Annotated in this window: 13 protein-coding genes and 2 pseudogenes; 7 read left to right on the top strand and 8 right to left on the bottom strand. The window is 69.9% G+C overall.

Translation table 11 applies throughout. From position 1 onward, the window contains the following. Positions 1 to 36: 36 nt before the first annotated feature. The 5 genes and pseudogenes from LCY71_RS04995 to LCY71_RS04975 form a co-directional block, all read right to left on the bottom strand. Positions 37 to 842: pseudogene (locus LCY71_RS04995) on the bottom strand (acetamidase/formamidase family protein); the annotation flags it as partial. 116 nt (positions 843 to 958) lie between these two features. Next, positions 959 to 2,584: a gamma-glutamyltransferase family protein gene (locus LCY71_RS04990; protein ID WP_225335266.1), complete on the bottom strand. Its 1,626-nt coding sequence runs from the start codon at positions 2,582 to 2,584 to the stop codon at positions 959 to 961. 44 nt (positions 2,585 to 2,628) lie between these two features. Further along, on the bottom strand, positions 2,629 to 3,915 hold the full coding sequence (locus LCY71_RS04985) for an MFS transporter (RefSeq protein ID WP_225335265.1): 1,287 nt from the start codon (positions 3,913 to 3,915) through the stop codon (positions 2,629 to 2,631). 82 nt (positions 3,916 to 3,997) lie between these two features. Beyond that, on the bottom strand, positions 3,998 to 5,056 hold the full coding sequence (locus LCY71_RS04980) for a GDSL-type esterase/lipase family protein (RefSeq protein WP_225335264.1): 1,059 nt from the start codon (positions 5,054 to 5,056) through the stop codon (positions 3,998 to 4,000). A 96-nt stretch (positions 5,057 to 5,152) separates the two neighbouring features. Further along, the gene (locus LCY71_RS04975; protein WP_225335263.1) at positions 5,153 to 6,142 is read right to left on the bottom strand and encodes a helix-turn-helix transcriptional regulator; all 990 of its coding nucleotides are present in this window, start codon (positions 6,140 to 6,142) and stop codon (positions 5,153 to 5,155) included. Between the two features lie 138 nt (positions 6,143 to 6,280). Here LCY71_RS04975 and LCY71_RS04970 point away from each other — a divergent pair, with 138 nt between their 5' ends. Beyond that, complete coding sequence (locus LCY71_RS04970) at positions 6,281 to 7,690, top strand: FAD-binding oxidoreductase (RefSeq protein ID WP_225335262.1); 1,410 nt, start codon at positions 6,281 to 6,283, stop codon at positions 7,688 to 7,690. A 77-nt stretch (positions 7,691 to 7,767) separates the two neighbouring features. Beyond that, on the top strand, positions 7,768 to 9,240 hold the full coding sequence (tgtA, locus tag LCY71_RS04965) for a tRNA guanosine(15) transglycosylase TgtA (RefSeq protein WP_225335261.1): 1,473 nt from the start codon (positions 7,768 to 7,770) through the stop codon (positions 9,238 to 9,240). A 27-nt stretch (positions 9,241 to 9,267) separates the two neighbouring features. Here tgtA and LCY71_RS04960 read toward each other — a convergent pair whose 3' ends face one another. Continuing rightward, positions 9,268 to 9,780, bottom strand: a complete 513-nt coding sequence (locus LCY71_RS04960; RefSeq protein WP_225335260.1) for a winged helix-turn-helix transcriptional regulator — start codon at positions 9,778 to 9,780, stop codon at positions 9,268 to 9,270. Beyond that, positions 9,777 to 10,109, bottom strand: coding sequence for a DUF7471 family protein (locus LCY71_RS04955; protein ID WP_225335259.1), 333 nt, complete (start codon positions 10,107 to 10,109; stop codon positions 9,777 to 9,779). The genes LCY71_RS04960 and LCY71_RS04955 overlap by 4 nt, the downstream gene beginning before the upstream one ends. 210 nt (positions 10,110 to 10,319) lie before the next feature. Between LCY71_RS04955 and LCY71_RS04950 the strand changes: the two genes are divergently transcribed. The 5 genes and pseudogenes from LCY71_RS04950 to LCY71_RS04930 all read left to right on the top strand — a co-directional run bounded on the left by LCY71_RS04950 (position 10,320) and on the right by LCY71_RS04930 (position 14,960). Next, a complete protein-coding gene (locus tag LCY71_RS04950) occupies positions 10,320 to 11,597 on the top strand; it encodes a DUF7405 family protein (protein ID WP_225335258.1) in 1,278 nt (425 codons plus the stop codon). 60 nt (positions 11,598 to 11,657) lie between these two features. Continuing rightward, on the top strand, positions 11,658 to 12,326 hold the full coding sequence (locus LCY71_RS04945) for a helix-turn-helix domain-containing protein (protein WP_225335257.1): 669 nt from the start codon (positions 11,658 to 11,660) through the stop codon (positions 12,324 to 12,326). Positions 12,327 to 12,382: 56 nt separating this feature from the next. Next, positions 12,383 to 13,567, top strand: coding sequence for a sensor histidine kinase (locus LCY71_RS04940; protein ID WP_225335256.1), 1,185 nt, complete (start codon positions 12,383 to 12,385; stop codon positions 13,565 to 13,567). An 87-nt stretch (positions 13,568 to 13,654) separates the two neighbouring features. Beyond that, positions 13,655 to 13,798, top strand: a pseudogene (locus tag LCY71_RS04935) (antitoxin VapB family protein); the annotation flags it as partial. 88 nt (positions 13,799 to 13,886) lie between these two features. Beyond that, positions 13,887 to 14,960, top strand: coding sequence for a DUF7350 domain-containing protein (locus tag LCY71_RS04930; RefSeq protein ID WP_225335254.1), 1,074 nt, complete (start codon positions 13,887 to 13,889; stop codon positions 14,958 to 14,960). 117 nt (positions 14,961 to 15,077) lie between these two features. Here the strand turns inward: LCY71_RS04930 and LCY71_RS04925 are convergent, their stop codons facing one another. After that, on the bottom strand, positions 15,078 to 16,334 hold the full coding sequence (locus LCY71_RS04925; RefSeq protein WP_225335879.1) for an RNA-guided endonuclease InsQ/TnpB family protein: 1,257 nt from the start codon (positions 16,332 to 16,334) through the stop codon (positions 15,078 to 15,080). Positions 16,335 to 16,387: the final 53 nt, after the last annotated feature.

The following is a 16,387-nucleotide window of genomic DNA, read 5'->3' as shown; positions in this document are numbered from 1 at the left end:
CCACTGACAAGCCTCGGGCTTGACCCCGAGGCGGTTGACGGGGCAGAGCAGCGTCGCACCCGCGCGGACCTCGTTGACGTCCATGTGACGTCGGTGCGGACCTCGAGCTCGTCCTCGTCTTCCATGCCCTGGTCGTGCTCGGCGCCGATCAGGAACTGGCCGAAGTCGCCCGCGTTGTGCGAGTCGGGTAGCTCCGTCGGCGGCGTCGTCCCGACGTTCCCGAGGAACGGCCGGAGGTGGCCCATCGTGCCGGGCATCTCCGAGGGCGCGTACAGCAGGGGTGCGTGCTGGCGGGAGTTCTCCGGCAGCGCCATCGCCTCGTCGGCCCGCTCGGCGAGGTCGTCGGCCGCCGCCGCGTCGACCGTCAGGCCGACCTCGTAGTCGTCGTCGAACACCGCCGTGATGCCGTACTCGAAGCCGAACGAGGAGGCGTTCGCGCCGCAGTCGGCGCACTTGACCGCGTCCTCGCCGGTGCCCTCGACGACCGTCTCCGGCCACTCCGTGCCACAGTCGGGGCACCTGTGGTCGACGAACGGGTCGTCGCCGAAGGCCCGGTCGCGCTCCTTCATCGACCCCGTGCTGGTCGCGATGCTCGTCACCTGGATATCTCTGATCTTGATGGCGACGGCGTCGCCGACCTCCGCGCCCTCGACGGCGATGGGCCGCGTGACCTCGTGGCCGCCGCGGAACTCCGGCGTGATCATCGGCCCCCAGCAGCCCGCCGGCGTGTGCGTCCTGACCGTCCCGCCGTCCGCGACCGTGCCCGCCCACTCCTGGTCCGGCCCGACGAGACCGAGCGTGTACTGGTCGACCTCAAGTTCGCGTTCTACCTGTTCTGACATACCGTGTGAAAGGCAGTCACAGTCATGGATAAACCTCACGTGGCTAACTGGTAGTCAGGAGGAACCGGTGGAGGGCAGCGTGGTCCACGGCGTCCGGAACCCGGCGCGGCCGGTCGTCAGAACGTACTCACGGTTCCGTCCTTCCGGGGTTCGGTCGCGCCCGAGAGGACGCCGTCGCGGTTCCGCGCGACCTGCGCTCCGCCGAACTGGATCGGCAGTTCGACCGTGACGTCGTGGCCGCGCCGGGCCAGTTTCGACGCCAGATCGTCGTCGAACCGCGCCTCGACCGCCAGCGAGCCGTCCGCCCCGTAGCGCCACCGCGGTTCGTCGAGCGCGGCCTGCAGCGGCATGTCGCGGTCGAGCAGGTTCGAGAGCACCTGGACGTGGCCCTGTGGCTGCATGTACCCGCCCATGACGCCGAAGGCAGCCCAGTCCTCGTCGTCGAAGCGGGCCAGCGCGGGCAGCAGCGTGTGGAACGGCCGCTTGCCCGGTTCGACGACGTTGGGGTGGTCCGGGTCCAGCGAGAACGACGCCCCGCGGTTCTGGAGCGTGATCCCCGTGTCGCCGGCCACGATGCCGCTCCCGAACCCCTGGAAGACGGAGTTGATGAACGAGACGACGTTCCCATCGTCGTCGGCGACGGTCAGGAGGACCGTGTCGGCGTCCTCGGCCGGCGAGTTCATCACGCCGACCTCGTCCGGCGACAGGGCCTCGTCGCCGACCGCCGTCGCGCGCTCGGCGGCCCACGACTCCGATCCCAGCGGCGGGACCTCCTCGTACTCCGGGTCCGTGACGTAGTGGTGGCCGTCGTGGAACGCCAGCTTCGTCGCCTCGACCAGCAGGTGCGTCCGCTCGACCGGGTCCGTCGCGTCGGGGACGCCCAACTCCTCGGCGACGTTGAGCGCCTCCAGCGCGATCAGCCCCTGGTTGTTCGGCGGGAGCTCGAACACCTCCGCGCCCCGGTACGTGGTCGAGACGGGCTCGGGGAACTCGGGGCTGAATCCCGCGAGGTCGGACTGCCGCAGGAGCCCGCCGCGGGACCGCACCGCGTCCGCGATCGCCTCGGCGATGGCCCCCTCGTAGAAGGGGTCGGCGCCCTCCGCCGCCAGCGTCTCCAGGGTGCGCGCCATCGGCTCGTTCGTCACCACCTCGCCGACCTGCGGGGCTCGCTCGCCGTCGACGAGGTACGTCTCGCGCGCGGCGTCGTTGCGCAGTTCCGGCTCCAGGTCGGCCCAGTGAGACGCGATGACCTCGGTCACGGGGAACCCCTCGCGCGCGTAGCGGACGGCGGGCGCGAGGACGTCGGCGAGCGAGCGGCGACCGAACTCCGCCACGGTCGCCTCCCACCCCCTCGGGGCCCCCGGGACGGTGACCGCCAGCGGACCGCGATCCGGCATCGTCGCGTCGGCCGGGTCGACGCCCGTCTGTTCGGCGACGGCCTCGCGGGTCCGTTCCAGGGTCGCGTCCGCCGGCGCGCCGCCGCATGCCCGCATCGCCCCGACGTCGCCGTCGGCGGTCCGGTAGAGCGCGAAGGCGTCCCCGCCGAGCCCGGTGCTCATCGGCTCGACGACGTTCAGCACGGCCGCGGTCGCCACGGCCGCGTCGAAGGCGTTGCCGCCGTCTCTGAGCGTCTCCAGCCCGGCTTCGGCGGCGAGGGGCTGGCTCGTCGCCACCGTCCCGCGGCTGCCGTACGCGGTGGCGCGTCGCGACGTGAACCGGTCGAGGTTCGGCTGCTCGTCCATGCCCCTATGGGCACGTCACGGGGACAAAACGTCTCGGGCCGCCACTATCGCCGCCCGCCCGCCCGCGACAGCGCCAGCGCGGCGACCACGCCGAGCGCGGGGATGGCCGCGAGCGCGAGGAAGGTGCCGCCGACGTCGAGCGCCGACAGCAGGACGCCGGCGAGGGCCGCGCCCGCGGCCCCGACGCCGAAGTTGGCCAGGTACGTGAACCCGTAGGAGAGCCCGCGGTCGCCCGGCGGGCTGTACTCGGCGATGGCGGCCTGGTAGAGCGGCTGGATCGCGAACAGGACGAACCCCAGCAGCGCGCTGACGACCAGCAGCGGGAGCAGGCCGGCCTCCGCGGCGGGGACGAACAGGACGGCGAGGACGGCGAGGGTCCCGAAGACCACGGCGATGCCCGTCGTCACGGGGATCCGGTCTGTCAGCCGTCCGCCGACGTACTGGCCGCCGATGCCGACCGTCAGCAGCCCGGCGTACACGTACGACGCGAGGTCGAACTCCTCGGCCATCGGGCTACCGGGCTCGAAGAGGCCGAGCGAGTCGGCCACGTTCGGGAGGTAGTCCCCCAGCACGTCCGGGAGGAAGGTCAGCGTCCCGCGGTAGAACAGCCCGTTGAACAGCACGACCGCCAGGGCGAGCGTGAACCCGACGGTGAACAGCGCCCGGGTGTCCGCGACGAACCCCCCGATCGAGGCCGGCGCGCCGCTCTCGCCCGTCCCGTCTCCGGAGTCGCCGTCGGGCGATCCGCCGTCGGCCTCCGCAGTGGCCTCGACGGCCGCCGTCTCGTCGAACTCGGCGACCGCCGCGTAACCGACGGCCAGCAGCGCCGGCGCGGCCAGCAGGCCGGCGACGAGGCGCCAGTCGAAAGCGAGCAGGAGCAGCGCCGTGAGGAGCGGGCCCAGCGCGATGCCGGCGTTGCCGGCCATCCCGTGATAGGCGAAGCCGGTGCCGCGCTCCTCGACGCCGGTCGACAGCAGCGCGAGGCCGGCCGGGTGGTAGACGCTGGCCGCCAGCCCCCACGCGCTCAGCGCGAGCGCGACGGACGCGACGCCTTGGGTGAGGCTCAACAGGAGGAAGGAGCCGCCCATCCCGACCAGACACGCGGTCACCACCCGTCGGGAGCCGTAGCGGTCGGCCAGGACTCCGCCGGGGAGCGCGCCGATGCCGAACAGCGCGTAGCCGACGGCCACGACCGTCCCCAGCACCGCCCTGGTCACCGGGAACTCCGTGAGCCAGACGACCACGAAGATGGGAATCGAGAGCTCGTAGGTGTGGACGATGGCGTGCGAGAGGCTCGCGAAGGCGACGATTGACCTGTCATTGTCGTTCATGGCGACGTGTTTCGGTACGTCAAGCCCACACCGCCCGGACTATAACGGTTACCAGACGAGCGCGCCGCCGCCGAGCGGTCGATCACGCCAGCGCCGCCTCGATCTCGCTGGCGAGGCCGTCAGCGATGGCCGTCATGCCCGCGTCGCCGGGGTGCAGGAGGTCCGTCGTCAGCCCAGTCGCGTCCGTCAGGTCCGGCCCCTCGACGACGCTCGCGTTCGCGTGCCCGTCGGCCGCCTCGCGCAGCGCCCGCCGGAACGCCCGCGCCCGGTCGGCGTCGTCCCCCGCGACGGCGTCCGCGTGGTAGGGGAACAGCGTCACGCAAACGACCGGCTTCTCCGGGTTCGCTTCGGCGACCGTCGCGACGAACCGCTCGACGTGCTCTTCGAACTGTGCCAGCGTGAACCCGCGGTTGGCCATGTTCACCGACAGCGACAGCGTCGCGACGTCCCAGTCGTCCCGTTCCGCGACGTGTTCGGCCATCGCCGGTTCGCAGAAGGCCGACCCCGACGCCCCGAGGTTGATCGGGTCGACGCTCGCCGCCCGCGCCGCCTGCGAGACGTAGGTCAGGTGCGGGCCCGACGCGTCCGCGCCCTCCGTGATCGACGTGCCGTGCGCGAGGTAGCGCCGGTCCGGTAGCTCCTCGTCCCGCGGCGGTCGGCAGTCGCCGCTGACGCCGTGGATCGCCACCGGCGTCCCCATCTCGAACCGCAGGCGACAGACCCGCGGATCGAACGGGCCGGCGTCCGGCCGAATTGAATGAGGCCGGGCCCGGGAGTCGAGCGAAGCGAGTCTGCCGGCGTCGACGTCGTCGCGCAGGTTCGCCACGCGCTCCGGAACCGGCAGTTCGATCGTCCGCGGCTCCGGTCCGATCTCGACGACCTCCTGACCCTGGAACGGGCCCCAGAAGGGCCAGACGTCGACGGGGTCCGCCGCCGAGAGCGTCACTTCGATCGGCTCCCGCGGGACGAACCTGATCTCGCTGCCCGCGGGGTGTCGCATCCGGTCCCGCGCCGCGACGTTTAGCTCCTCGCCGACCGACCTCGGGACGCGTCGGAGCGCGCGACCGCCGCTCGTCCACTCCGGCGCCTCCGTCTCGGCGACGTTGTGCAGCGCGACGGACGGGAACTCGTCGTGGATCACGCGTGACAGAGGGAGGCACGGGCGCAATAAGGTGTCGGGACGCCGCACGCGAGAGTCCCGCCGCGAGGTTCGACTCGTCCCCTGTCGGGGGTCCGGTCACTCCCGGTCGACCGGGCGGTCTACACCCAGAAGCACCGAGTCGTCCCTGACCGAGGCGTAGACCCGCTCGGCCCACTCGCGGGCGATGGGCGAGTCCGTATCGACGAACACGTGAGGCAGTCCCGTCGCCTCGTCGTATCCCCCGATCCCGACGCGGTCGTCGAAGATCGCAAGCCCGTAGGGTAGGTCCGCTCGGGCCCGCAAGGCGAGGACGCCCCGCTCGGCGGCCGCCGCCGCTCGCTCCGGGTAGGCCTCGACGAGGCGCTCGGCCGCTGCCGGGTGGTAGATCACCTCGACGTCGCCCCCGTCGAACACCCGCTCGTGGAACTCGCCCGCGCCCGTGGGTGCCATGGGGGCGGTGTTGAACCCGCGGACCGTCTCGGACTCCGCGGCGAGCGCGAGGAACCGGTCGACCGGACGGTAGGGGTCGTCGGGCCCGGCCAGCGTGACCGTCGCGTCGACGAACGGTTCCACGACGAACTCCTGGTGGTCCTCGCAGACCGCGTCGAGGAGGGGGCCGAGGCGCTCGACCGTCCCGACGTTCGCCTCGAAGCGGAGCACCTCGTCGGCCACTGCTTCCCCGGTCCCGGTCAGCCGGAACCGGCCGTCGGCCTTCTCCGCGTACCCGCGTTCGCAGAGCCAGCGGGTGAGGCGGTGGCTCGTCGCCCGAGAGACGTCGAGGCGGTCCTCGATCTCCCTGCGGTCCAGCGGGCCCGCACGGAGGGCCTCCAGTGCTGGCCCGTGGCGGACCACGTCGCCCAGCAGGTCCGCGTCGACGCGCGCGCCCGCCGCTTCTAGGCGCCGCCCGAGGTGCCGGCGGCTCCGCGCGTTCTCGAGGAGCGCCTCGAGGACCGGCGAACTCGGCGGCGGGCGGTCGTCGTCTCGCGCTCGCTCTGCGTCCGCCTCGCGCCCGTCCGGCTCCGGTTCTCCCGGCTCACGGCCATCGTCGCTCCGCCATCTGTCGTCCGGACCTTGCATGGTTATCACTATCATAGTAGAAGTGGCCGGTGGTCGTAACTCTAGCGTCCGGACCGTGACCACCGTCTCGCGCCGCGAACGCTCGTTCACACGCCGGATGATCGAGCCGTGAGTGAGGCCATCACCCGCGCCGACGTCTGGTAGGATATGACGACCCGAACGATCGACGACGAGCGACTCGCACAGTTCGCGACCGACCTGCGCGGCGACGTGATCGGACCGGACGACGCGGCCTACGACGACGCGCGCGCCGTCTGGAACGGCCTGATCGACAGGCGGCCCGCGGTGATCGCCCGGTGTCGTGGCGTCGCCGACGTCCGCGCGGCGCTGGCGTTCGCATGGGCGCACGACCTCACCGCTACGGTCCGCGGCGGCGGGCACAACGTCGCCGGCACAGCGGTCTGCGACGGCGGCCTGGTGGTCGACCTGTCGCGGATGGACGCCGTGACCGTGGACCCCGGCGGGCCGACGGCGCGGGTCGAGGGCGGCGCCACCTGGGCCGACGTGGACCGCGAGACACAGGCGTTCGGCCTCGCGGTTCCCGGCGGCGTCGTCTCCGACACCGGCGTCGGCGGCCTCACGCTCGGCGGGGGCATCGGCCACCTGCGCCGGACGCACGGCCTCAGCTGTGACAACCTCCTGTCGGTCGACCTCGTGACAGCCGGCGGCGACGTCGTCACGGCGAGCGCCGACGAGCACCCGGACCTGTTCTGGGGCCTGCGCGGCGGCGGTGGGGGCCTCGGCGTGGCGACCGCCTTCGAGTTCGAGTGCCACCCCGTCGGCCCCGACGTCGCCACCTGCCTGGTCTTCTACTCGGCGACCGAGCTCCGGTCGGCGCTCCGGAAGCTCCGGTCGTTCGCCGTCGACGCGCCCGACGAGGTCAGCACGCTGGTCTTCGCCGGCGAACTGCCGGAGGAAGACCTGTTCCGGGGGACTGATCTCCACCGACAGAAGTTTGCCGTCATGGCCTGTTACGCCGGTCCCGTCGACGAGGGCAAGCGGGCGTTGGCGCCCCTCCGAGAGCTCGCTGAGCCCATGGCCGACGTCAGCGGGACGGTGCCCTACGTCGAGTTCCAGCAGGTCCTCGACGGTGACTACCCGGACGGCCTGCGCTACTACTGGAAGTCACTGTTCCTGGCGGACCTGAGCGACGGAGCGATCGATCGAATCGTCGACTGGGCCGAAGCCGCGCCCTCGCCGCTGTCGACGGTCGACGTCTGGCACCTCGGCGGAGCGATCGACCGCACCGACCCCGCTGCCGGCGCCTTCGCCGGCCGGGGCGCCCCGTTCCTCCTGGGCGTCGAGGCCAACTGGGAGGCCCCCGCGACCGACGACGCCAACGTGCAGTGGGTCCGCGACTGCGTCGCCGACATGTGCCGGTTCTCCGACGGGACGGTGTACCTGAACTTCCCCGGCTTCTTCGAGGAGGGCGCGTCTGGGGCGTTCGGGCCGTCCTACGAGCGACTCGCGGCGCTGCGGGACGAGTACGATCCGACTGGACTGTTCGCCGGGGCGCAGTCCTCAGACGGGGCGGCGGACCGAGAGTCAAGCGCCTGATCGGCGGCGAGAGCGAGCCGGCCGCCCGCGAACGGTCAAGCGCAACCCTTAGGCGGGCGCTGGGCCGAGTACCGCCAATGCGAGACACGTTCGAGGTCCGCCGGTACGACGCGGCGGGGCGGCTGGGCGAACTCGAGGTCCCGCGGGCGGACGTCACGGTGCGAACGCCCGCGCTGATGCCGGTCGTCAACCCGCACGTCCAGACGATCTCCCCGGCGACCCTCGAGGCGGAGTTCGGCGCGGAGATCCTGATCACGAACAGCTACATCCTCCACGGGAGCGACGAGCTCCGGGAACCGGCCCTGGAGCGGGGGCTGCACGACCTGCTCGACTTCGACGGCGCGATCATGACCGACTCCGGCTCGTTCCAGCTGGCCGAGTACGGCGAGATAGACGTGACGACGGAGGAGATCCTCCAGTTCCAGCGGGCGATTGGGAGCGACATCGGGACGCCGGTGGACGTGCCGACGCCGCCGGACGTCGACCGCGAGCAGGCAGCGGCGGAGCTCGCCACCACGCAGGAGCGCCTCGCGCTCGCCGAAGACGCCGACGCGGGCGACATGCTCGTCACGGCGCCGATCCAGGGATCGACCTACCCCGACCTGCGCGAGGAGGCCGCCGCGCACGCCCACGACACCGGCCTCGACGTGTTCCCGATCGGCGCGGTCGTCCCGCTGATGAACGAGTACCGCTACGACGACCTCGTAGACGTCGTGGCAGCGAGTAAACGCGGACTGGGCGAGGACGCGCCAGTTCACCTGTTCGGCGCGGGCCATCCCATGATGTTCGCGCTGGCGGTCGCGCTGGGGTGTGACCTGTTCGACTCGGCCGCGTACGCGCTGTACGCCCGCGACGGCCGCTACCTCACCGTCGGCGGGACCGAGCACTTCGAGGACCTCCACCAGTTCCCCTGCAACTGTCCCGTCTGCGTCGAGCACACGCCAGACGACCTCCGCGAGGCGCCCGAGGAACGCCGCGAGGAGCTGCTGGCCCGGCATAACCTCCACGTCACCTACGGCGAGATCCGGACGATCCGGCAGGCCATACGGGACGGCGACCTGCTGGAACTCGTGGATCGGCGCGCACGCGCTCACCCGGCCATGCTGGACGGCTACCGCGCCCTGCTGGACCACGCCGCGCAACTGGAGGAGACCGACCACGTCTCGAAGGACACGTTCTTCCACCTCTCGGCCGAGAGCGCCCGCCGACCGGAGGTCCTGCGCCATCGACAGCGCCTCGACCGGTTCGACCTGTCGGGCGACGTGTTGCTCACCGAGGGCGATCGCGACGACGACTACGACGAGTGCTGGTCGGTCGCAGCGCCCTTCGGCCCCTATCCGCGGGCACTCGCCGAGACCTACCCGCTCAACGCCGAGACGCCGGAGCGGCTGGCACCCCAGGCCTACGAGGCAGCGGCCCGCGGCGTCGCGCGCCTGGTCGAGGCCAACCCCGACGCGGGGTTCACGCTCGCGCACTACGAGTGGCCGGCGAGCGCGCTCGCGATCGTGCCGGACTCCGTGACGCTGCGTGACGTCGGCGCCGACGAGTGACTGCCCCGGTCCCGCGCGTCGCCGCGGTCACTCCGAGAGCAGGTTGTCGACGAGCCTGGCGAACCGGTCGACCAGCCGCTCCGGCAGCGCGGGCTCGACCTCTCGCAGGAGCCGGGCCGTCTCCGTCGGGCGCGAGAGCACCAGCGTCACGCGGTTCCGATCGTCCCGCGCCTTCTCGACGACATCCTCGGCGACGAGGCGGTCGAGGTGCCACTCCAGCGTGCTCCGGGCGATCTCCAGATCGTCGGCCACCGTCGCGGGCGCGGAGGGACCGCGTTCGAGGAGGTAGATGAGGACGTCTCGGGTCGTCTCCCGCCGGACGAGCGCCAGCGCCGCCCGCTCCCACTCGTCGTACTCGGGCGGGTAGTAGTGGGTCCGGCCGTAGCGCTGCTCTGCGACCACGCGATCGGCTCGGGTCAGTCGCTTGAGGTGGTACTGGACCTGCCCGGGGGCGAGGTCGAGTGCCCGCGCCAGCCCGCTGAAGTGCTCTCCGGGGTACTCGGCGAGGTGTTCGCGGATGCGGTCGCGCTGCTCGCTCACGTCTTCGCCCCCCTGTGGCCGTCGACCGTCCGCGCGTAGTACACCGCCGCCACGATGAGCGCGACCATGACGACGTCCAGCCCGTGTTCGAGGAAGTGGTGCGGGCCCGGCCGCAGGAGGCCGGCCAGCGACAGGCCGGCGACGGCCGACCGCCCGAGGAGCGCGGCGATGGCGCCGACGATCAGCACGTACGGCTGGGAACGCCGACGGACGAACGCGGCCAGCGCCAGCCCCAGGAGAACCGCCGCCCCGAGTCCCGCGAGCGTGATCACGCCCACCATCGCGAGCGACCCCGGCTCGTACACCGCGGGCGCCTGTCCACCGTGCATACATCGACCGAACGGGTTCGGGCCACCTGAACGCGTCGGTGACCGGTGGCACCGACCGGGTTCGAACCGGCTCGCTCCGCTCAATCCACGCGGCTCGCGTGTCGTTCGCTCCACTCACTCCCGCTCGCTCGGAGGCCCGCCCTCCGGGCGCGCCTCCCTTTCGACGCCCGTACCAGAACGGCTTTTCGAGTCAGGTCCTAACCACGCCCGATGAGCGATCAGCGTGGCATTCCGCGCCGTAGCTTCCTGAAGTCCGCGGTCGCCATCGGGGGGACCGCCGCCCTCTCGGCGTGCGTGGACCGGTTCGGCGAGCCGGACGTCGAGCAGGGGCCCGAAGACCTCTCGACGCTGCCGGACCGCCAGCACGCCTGGGACGGGTCTCTCTCGACCGACGACCACGGCAACGTGACCGCGGCCCGCCACCACGCCCTCCTGCTGCTCGACTACGAGGGCGACGGCGCGCCGACCGAGGCCGACCGCGAGCAGGTCGAGCAGTCCTTCCGCGGACTGGAACGGGCCTACCGCCGCTCGAACGACGGCCTCCTCTTCACCGTCGGGTACACGCCGTCCTACTTCGACCGATTCGAGGCCGACCTGCCCGGGAGCGTCGACCTGCCCGAACCCGAAGCGATGGCTCCCTTCGAGGAGCCCGAGTTCGACACGCCCGACGCCGCCGTCCACCTGGCCAGCGACCACGGGCAGGTCGTCGTGGCCGCCGAGGAGGCGCTGAAAGGCGAGGTGTCGACGCTCAACGGCGTCGAGATGCCGGCCTCGCTTTCCGGCGTCTTCTCCGTGGCCGACCGGCGGACCGGCTTCGTCGGCGAGGGCCTCCCCGCCGAGAACGACGACGCGGCCGGCGTCCCCGAGGGCGAGGTGTCCGAGGACGCACCGCTGTACATGGGCTTCAAGTCGGACTTCTCGAAGAGCCAGGCCAGCGAGGACTTCGTCACTATCGGCGAGGGCCCCTTCGCCGGCGGCACCACCCAGCACGTCTCGAAGATCCGCCTGCACCTCGACCAGTGGTACGAGCAGGACAGCCGCTACCACCGCGAGGCGACGATGTTCTGCCCCGTCCACGCCGAGGAGGGCCTCGTGGAGGGCACCGGCGAGAACATGGGCGACTCGACGGGGATGGAGGAGCACAGTTGCCCCGCCCACACGGAGGAGCACGCCCGAGAGTACGGCAAGGTCGGCCACTCCCAGAAGTCCGCCCGCGCACGCGAGGACGGGTCCCCCCTGATGATCCGCCGGGACTTCGACGCCACCGACGACGGCCGCGCGTCGCTGCACTTCGTCTCGCTGCAGGAGACCATCGGCGACTTCGCCGAGACGCGCGAGGCGATGAACGGCACCGACGTCGCCGGCGAGAGCGGCGTCGGCCAGCGGACGAACAACGGCATCCTCCAGTACATGACGGTCGAGCGCCGCGGCAACTACCTCCTGCCGCCGCGCTCGCTGCGGGCGCTGCCGCCGGCGCGGCCGGCGTGAGGCGCCGTCGTCACCGCCTCGTGTGACGAGCCTTTACGGCTCGAGACCCAGGCTTGTCCAATGGCTACCGAGGCGACGTTCACGATTCCGTCGGACGAGTTCCCGCTAGGGACCGTCTTCGACCGACTGCCGGACGTGACGGTCGAACTGGAGCGCATCATCCCGGCGCAGGACGTGGTGGTGCCGTACTTCTGGGTCCGCGGAGCGGTCGTCGACGACATCGAGGGGGCCTTCGCCGACCACCCTGGCGTGGTGGACATCCGCCTCGTCGACTCCGTCTCGGACGAGTACCTGCTGCGCGTAGAGTGGACGCTCGAGTACGCCGGCGTGCTGAGCGCGCTGACCGAGACACAGGTCCCGCTGGTCAAGGCCGTCGGGACGAGCAAGCAGTGGACCTTCGACGTCCGCGGGGACGACCGGAGCGACATCGCGGCCTTCCAGCAGCGCTGCCGTGAACTGGACATCCCGGTCACGCTCACGAAGCTCCACGCGCTCACGCCCATCGAGACGGCGGCCGAGACGGCGCTGACCGACGCCCAGCGAGAGGCGCTGGTGCTCGCCTACGACCAGGGGTACTTCAACTCGCCGCGGGACGTGACGATGACGGAGCTGGGCGAGGAGCTCGGCATCTCCCAGCAGGCCGTCGCGTCGCGGCTCCGGCGCGGCATCGATCGGGTCCTGGGGAGCACTGTCTCCGAGCTACCGGTGGCGGCAGAGGAGGGTACTTAAACGAGTTGGATAGCCAAAAGCCGACCTGAACCGGGGGACCGGCGATAGGGTCGGGTATGAGCAGTCGTCTTCTCGGAACCGACGGTCCCCCCGGCGGCGATACGCAGCTTGCGAGCCACTGGCGCCAGGTCGTTCCCGCGCTCGGGGTGCTGGTCCTGATCACGGCGGTCGCCAGGTCGGCGGTCACGCTGGCCGACAGCGGGATCCTGCTCGAGGCGGTGCTCGACCTGCTGCTGGTCGGGACGCTGGGGGCCGTGATGCTGTACATCGGCCTCCGGCTCCCGACCACCGAGGTCCGACCAGCGTACTACCCGCGGATCGTGCTGTGGGTCGCCGGCGGCGTCACCGTGATGGCGGTCGTCCTCGCGCTGCGGGTCCTCCATCCGGGAGTCACTGTCCAGTTCGCGTTCGGGACGCAGGCGGTGTTCCTGGCCATCGGCTCGCTCTCCGGTCTCGGCATCGGCGTCCACGAGGCCCGGGCGCTCGACCAGGCGAGACGCCTCGAGGAGCAGAACGACGAGCTCAAGCGGACCGAGCGGAAGCTCGAGGAGGCGGTGACGGAGCTAGAGGCGTCGAACGAACAGCTAGAGCAGTTCGCCTACGCGGCCTCCCACGACCTCCAGGAGCCCCTTCGGATGGTGCGGAAGTACCTCGAACTCGTCGAGGGGCGGTACGCCGACGACTTGGACGAGGACGGCCGGGAGTTCCTCGCATTCGCCCTCGACGGCGCCGAGCGGATGGACGAGACGATGGGCGGCCTGCTGGAGTACGCGCGCGTCGACGCGGAGAGCGATCAGTCCGACCGAGTGGACCTCGACGGCGTCCTCGACGACGTGCTCACGGACCTCCAGATGCGGATCGAGGAGAGCGACGCCGAGATCACGCGGGAGCCGCTGCCGGCCGTCGAGGGCGACGAGCGCCAGCTCCGGCAGGTGTTCCAGAACCTCCTGGCCAACGCCGTCGAGTACAGCGGCGACGCCCCGCCGCGGATCCACGTGTCAGTGGACCGCGACGCGGACCGATGGTCGATCTCGGTCAGCGACGAAGGCGTCGGCATCGGCCCCGACGACGCCGAGCGCGTCTTCGGCGTCTTCGAGCGGCTGGACGGGACCGAGAACCCGGACGGGTCGGGGATCGGGCTGGCGCTGTGCGAGCGCATCGTCGACGGACATGGCGGCGAGATTCTGGTCGACTCCGAGCCCGGCGAGGGGTCGACGTTCACGGTCGAACTGCCCGCGTGAGATTTCATAGGCGTCGCGCCCTCGATAAGGGTCTCCTGAGACCTGCACTCGACATTTCTTGTGCTTGTGTCCATAAACACAAAGTAGATGGGAACGAAGACGATCGGCATCACCGAAGAGGTGTACGAGAAGCTCAAGGCCCGCAAACGGGACGACGAGAGCTTTGCCGAACTCCTCGATCGGCTGGTCGACGAATCGACGGCTGACTGGCGGGAGGGGTTCGGTCTACTATAGATCGGCCGCCGTCCGACATCCGACCGTACCTCGTTCGAGAATCGCACCAGAACCCCTTTTCCGGTGAGGCACCGACCCTCGGCCGATGAAGAGACGGCAGTTTCTCGCCGGTACAGCCGCGGGGACGCTCGGGACGCTCGCTGGGTGCACGGACCTCCTCCAGCGGCAGTCGACGCGGGCGCCGCCGCTGGTCGAGGACCGCCCCGGCGCGGTGTACGTTCCCACCCACGTCGAGGGGATGGAGATGGTCGGCGTCGAGTCGAGCGGGCGGTACAGCCTGGCGCTGTTCTACAGCTTCCCCCACCGCTTCTGGACGATGGACGGCGACCGGACGAACAAGGTCGAGATCCAGTCCGACGACTCGCTGCACCTGATGGCCAGCGTCTGGGACGCGGAGACGGAGACGACGATCCCCAGTTCCAACGCCCGGATGGTCGTCGCGGACAACGACAGCGGCGACGTGGTCGCCGACCGTCGCATGTGGCCGATGCTCTCGCAGAACATGGGCTTTCACTACGGGGACAACGTGCCCCTCTCCGGCGACGGCGTCTACGAGACCACCGTCAACTTCGGGCCGGTCAGCGTGCGAACGACGGGCGAGTTCGCCGGCGCGTTCCAGGAGCAGCTGTCCCCCATGTTCCGCTTCGAGTTCCGTCAGGACACCCTGGAGGGACAGGTCTCCTTCGAGCGCCTCCCGGATCGCCAGGGCGAGCGCGACGCCGTCGAGCCGATGTCGATGGATCGGGTGCCGACGCCGCAGCTGCCGCCCGCAGCGGAGCTGCCCGGGACCGTCCTGGGCGAGGGCACGAGCGGCGACGCGAAGTTCGTCGCGACGCTGCTCGACGAGCGCCCCGAAGGGATCGACGGCGACGGCCCGTACCTCGCCGTCTCGCCGCGGACGCCGTACAACCGCTTCCCGATTCCCATGATGGCGCTGTCGGCGACGCTGGAGCACGACGGCGGTACTGCCTTCGAGGGCAACCTCACGTCGACACTCGATCCGGACCTGAAGTACCACTACGGGGCCGCCGTCGACGGCGTCGAGGACGGCGACCGGCTGACGATCACCGCCGACTCGCCGCCGGGCGTCTCCCGCCACGAGGGCTACGAGACGGCGTTCCTGGACATGTCGCCCGTCGAGATGGACGTCTCGCTGTGACCGCCGCAAGAACTGTCGGCAGCCGCCGAGCCGGCCTGAACACGCAAGGTGACCACCTCCCCGTCGTAAATGACGGGGCGTCCCAAACCGCACCACAGCGTTGGGATATTTACTGGTTTACGGCCGGACCTGTCCTTGTGGGGCTACTCGCCCCGTTTGCTTGTCGAACAGGCGGACCGAAGGCTGGGCCAGACAGCCGTTACTCCTATCCTGTGCAGGATTCGGAGTTACCGTCGCACGCATGTTCTCAGCCGCGTTCAGGTCGCTGTTCGCGACCAACTCACAGTGTTCGCAGACGTACAGGCCACGTTCGATACGGTTCGAGTCGGCTTGCATCCCGCACTCACAGCAGGTGATCGATGTCGCCAGCGAATACTCGTCGACCCGCTCGACGTCAATCCCACGTTCTTCAGCCTTGTACTCGATATGCTGAATGAGTGTTTCAAACGCCCAGTTGTGGAGGCGTTTGTTGCCATGCCGACCCCAGTCTGTCTCGTCACGAATGGTATTCGGGTAGCCGACCGCTATCGTGCCAACACCTCGTTCGGCACACTGCTCGACAATATCTTTCGACACGGCGTGCAGGAAGTGCGTTTGTCGGCGTGATTTCTTCTGTCGTGCCCACGCAGCGTGATTGCTGGGGCCATCTTCACCCTCCGTGTCGTATTCTACCTGCCGGAAGTAGTGGGCGTCTTCTTTCAGGGCATTACCCGGATACAGCAGCGTCTCGTCACCGACAGAGACAGCCGCCGTATTGCAGATACCAAGGTCAACACCTGCCGTCTTCTCACCGGATGAGTCGTCCGCATCAACGGCAACCTTACAGACGAAGTGCAGTTCCCACTGCTCACCGGTCCAGACGGTACGGACCTGTTGCACATCTTCTACGTCGGTGAGGTCCACGTCCGGCCCGGTTTCGTATTCACAGAGGATGAAGTCGGCCCACCTGTCTTTCAGGTTTGCACCTTTGGACAGACGGACCTGCTGGTGTTTCGTATCCAGTTTGAAGCCGTCTTCTTTGAACGTGATTGTACTGCGTGGCCGTTCATCTCCATCTTTGCGGTAGCCCGGTGGGTTTGCGTCTGGGTTGTCTTGTTCGAACCACGACTGGAAAGCGCCAGACAATTCTTCGACGATTGCCTGACTTGACTGCGAGTTCAAATCTTTCCAGCATTCTTGGGTTTTCATGTAGGACTTGAGCGGCCCTTCGTCGGGAATTTCACCAGTGTGGTCCCAGATGCGGCTGATGGTCCACCGAGCAACGTTCCAGATTTTGCTACCAGAACGAGCGAGTGAATTGAGGTCACGCACGACACCCTCACGGTCGTTGGTGAGTGATGCCGTGATGGTGCGTGTTGTGACCAGGTTCACTATACATAGCCTATGACAGTGCGATGACTTAATGGCCGCGATTCGATATCGAATAT

Source organism: Halomicrobium urmianum, from assembly GCF_020217425.1.
GTDB classification, from domain to species: Archaea; Halobacteriota; Halobacteria; order Halobacteriales; family Haloarculaceae; genus Halomicrobium; species Halomicrobium urmianum.
Note: the sequence above shows the minus strand (reverse complement) of the source record. Positions and strands in the feature narration are given on the sequence as shown.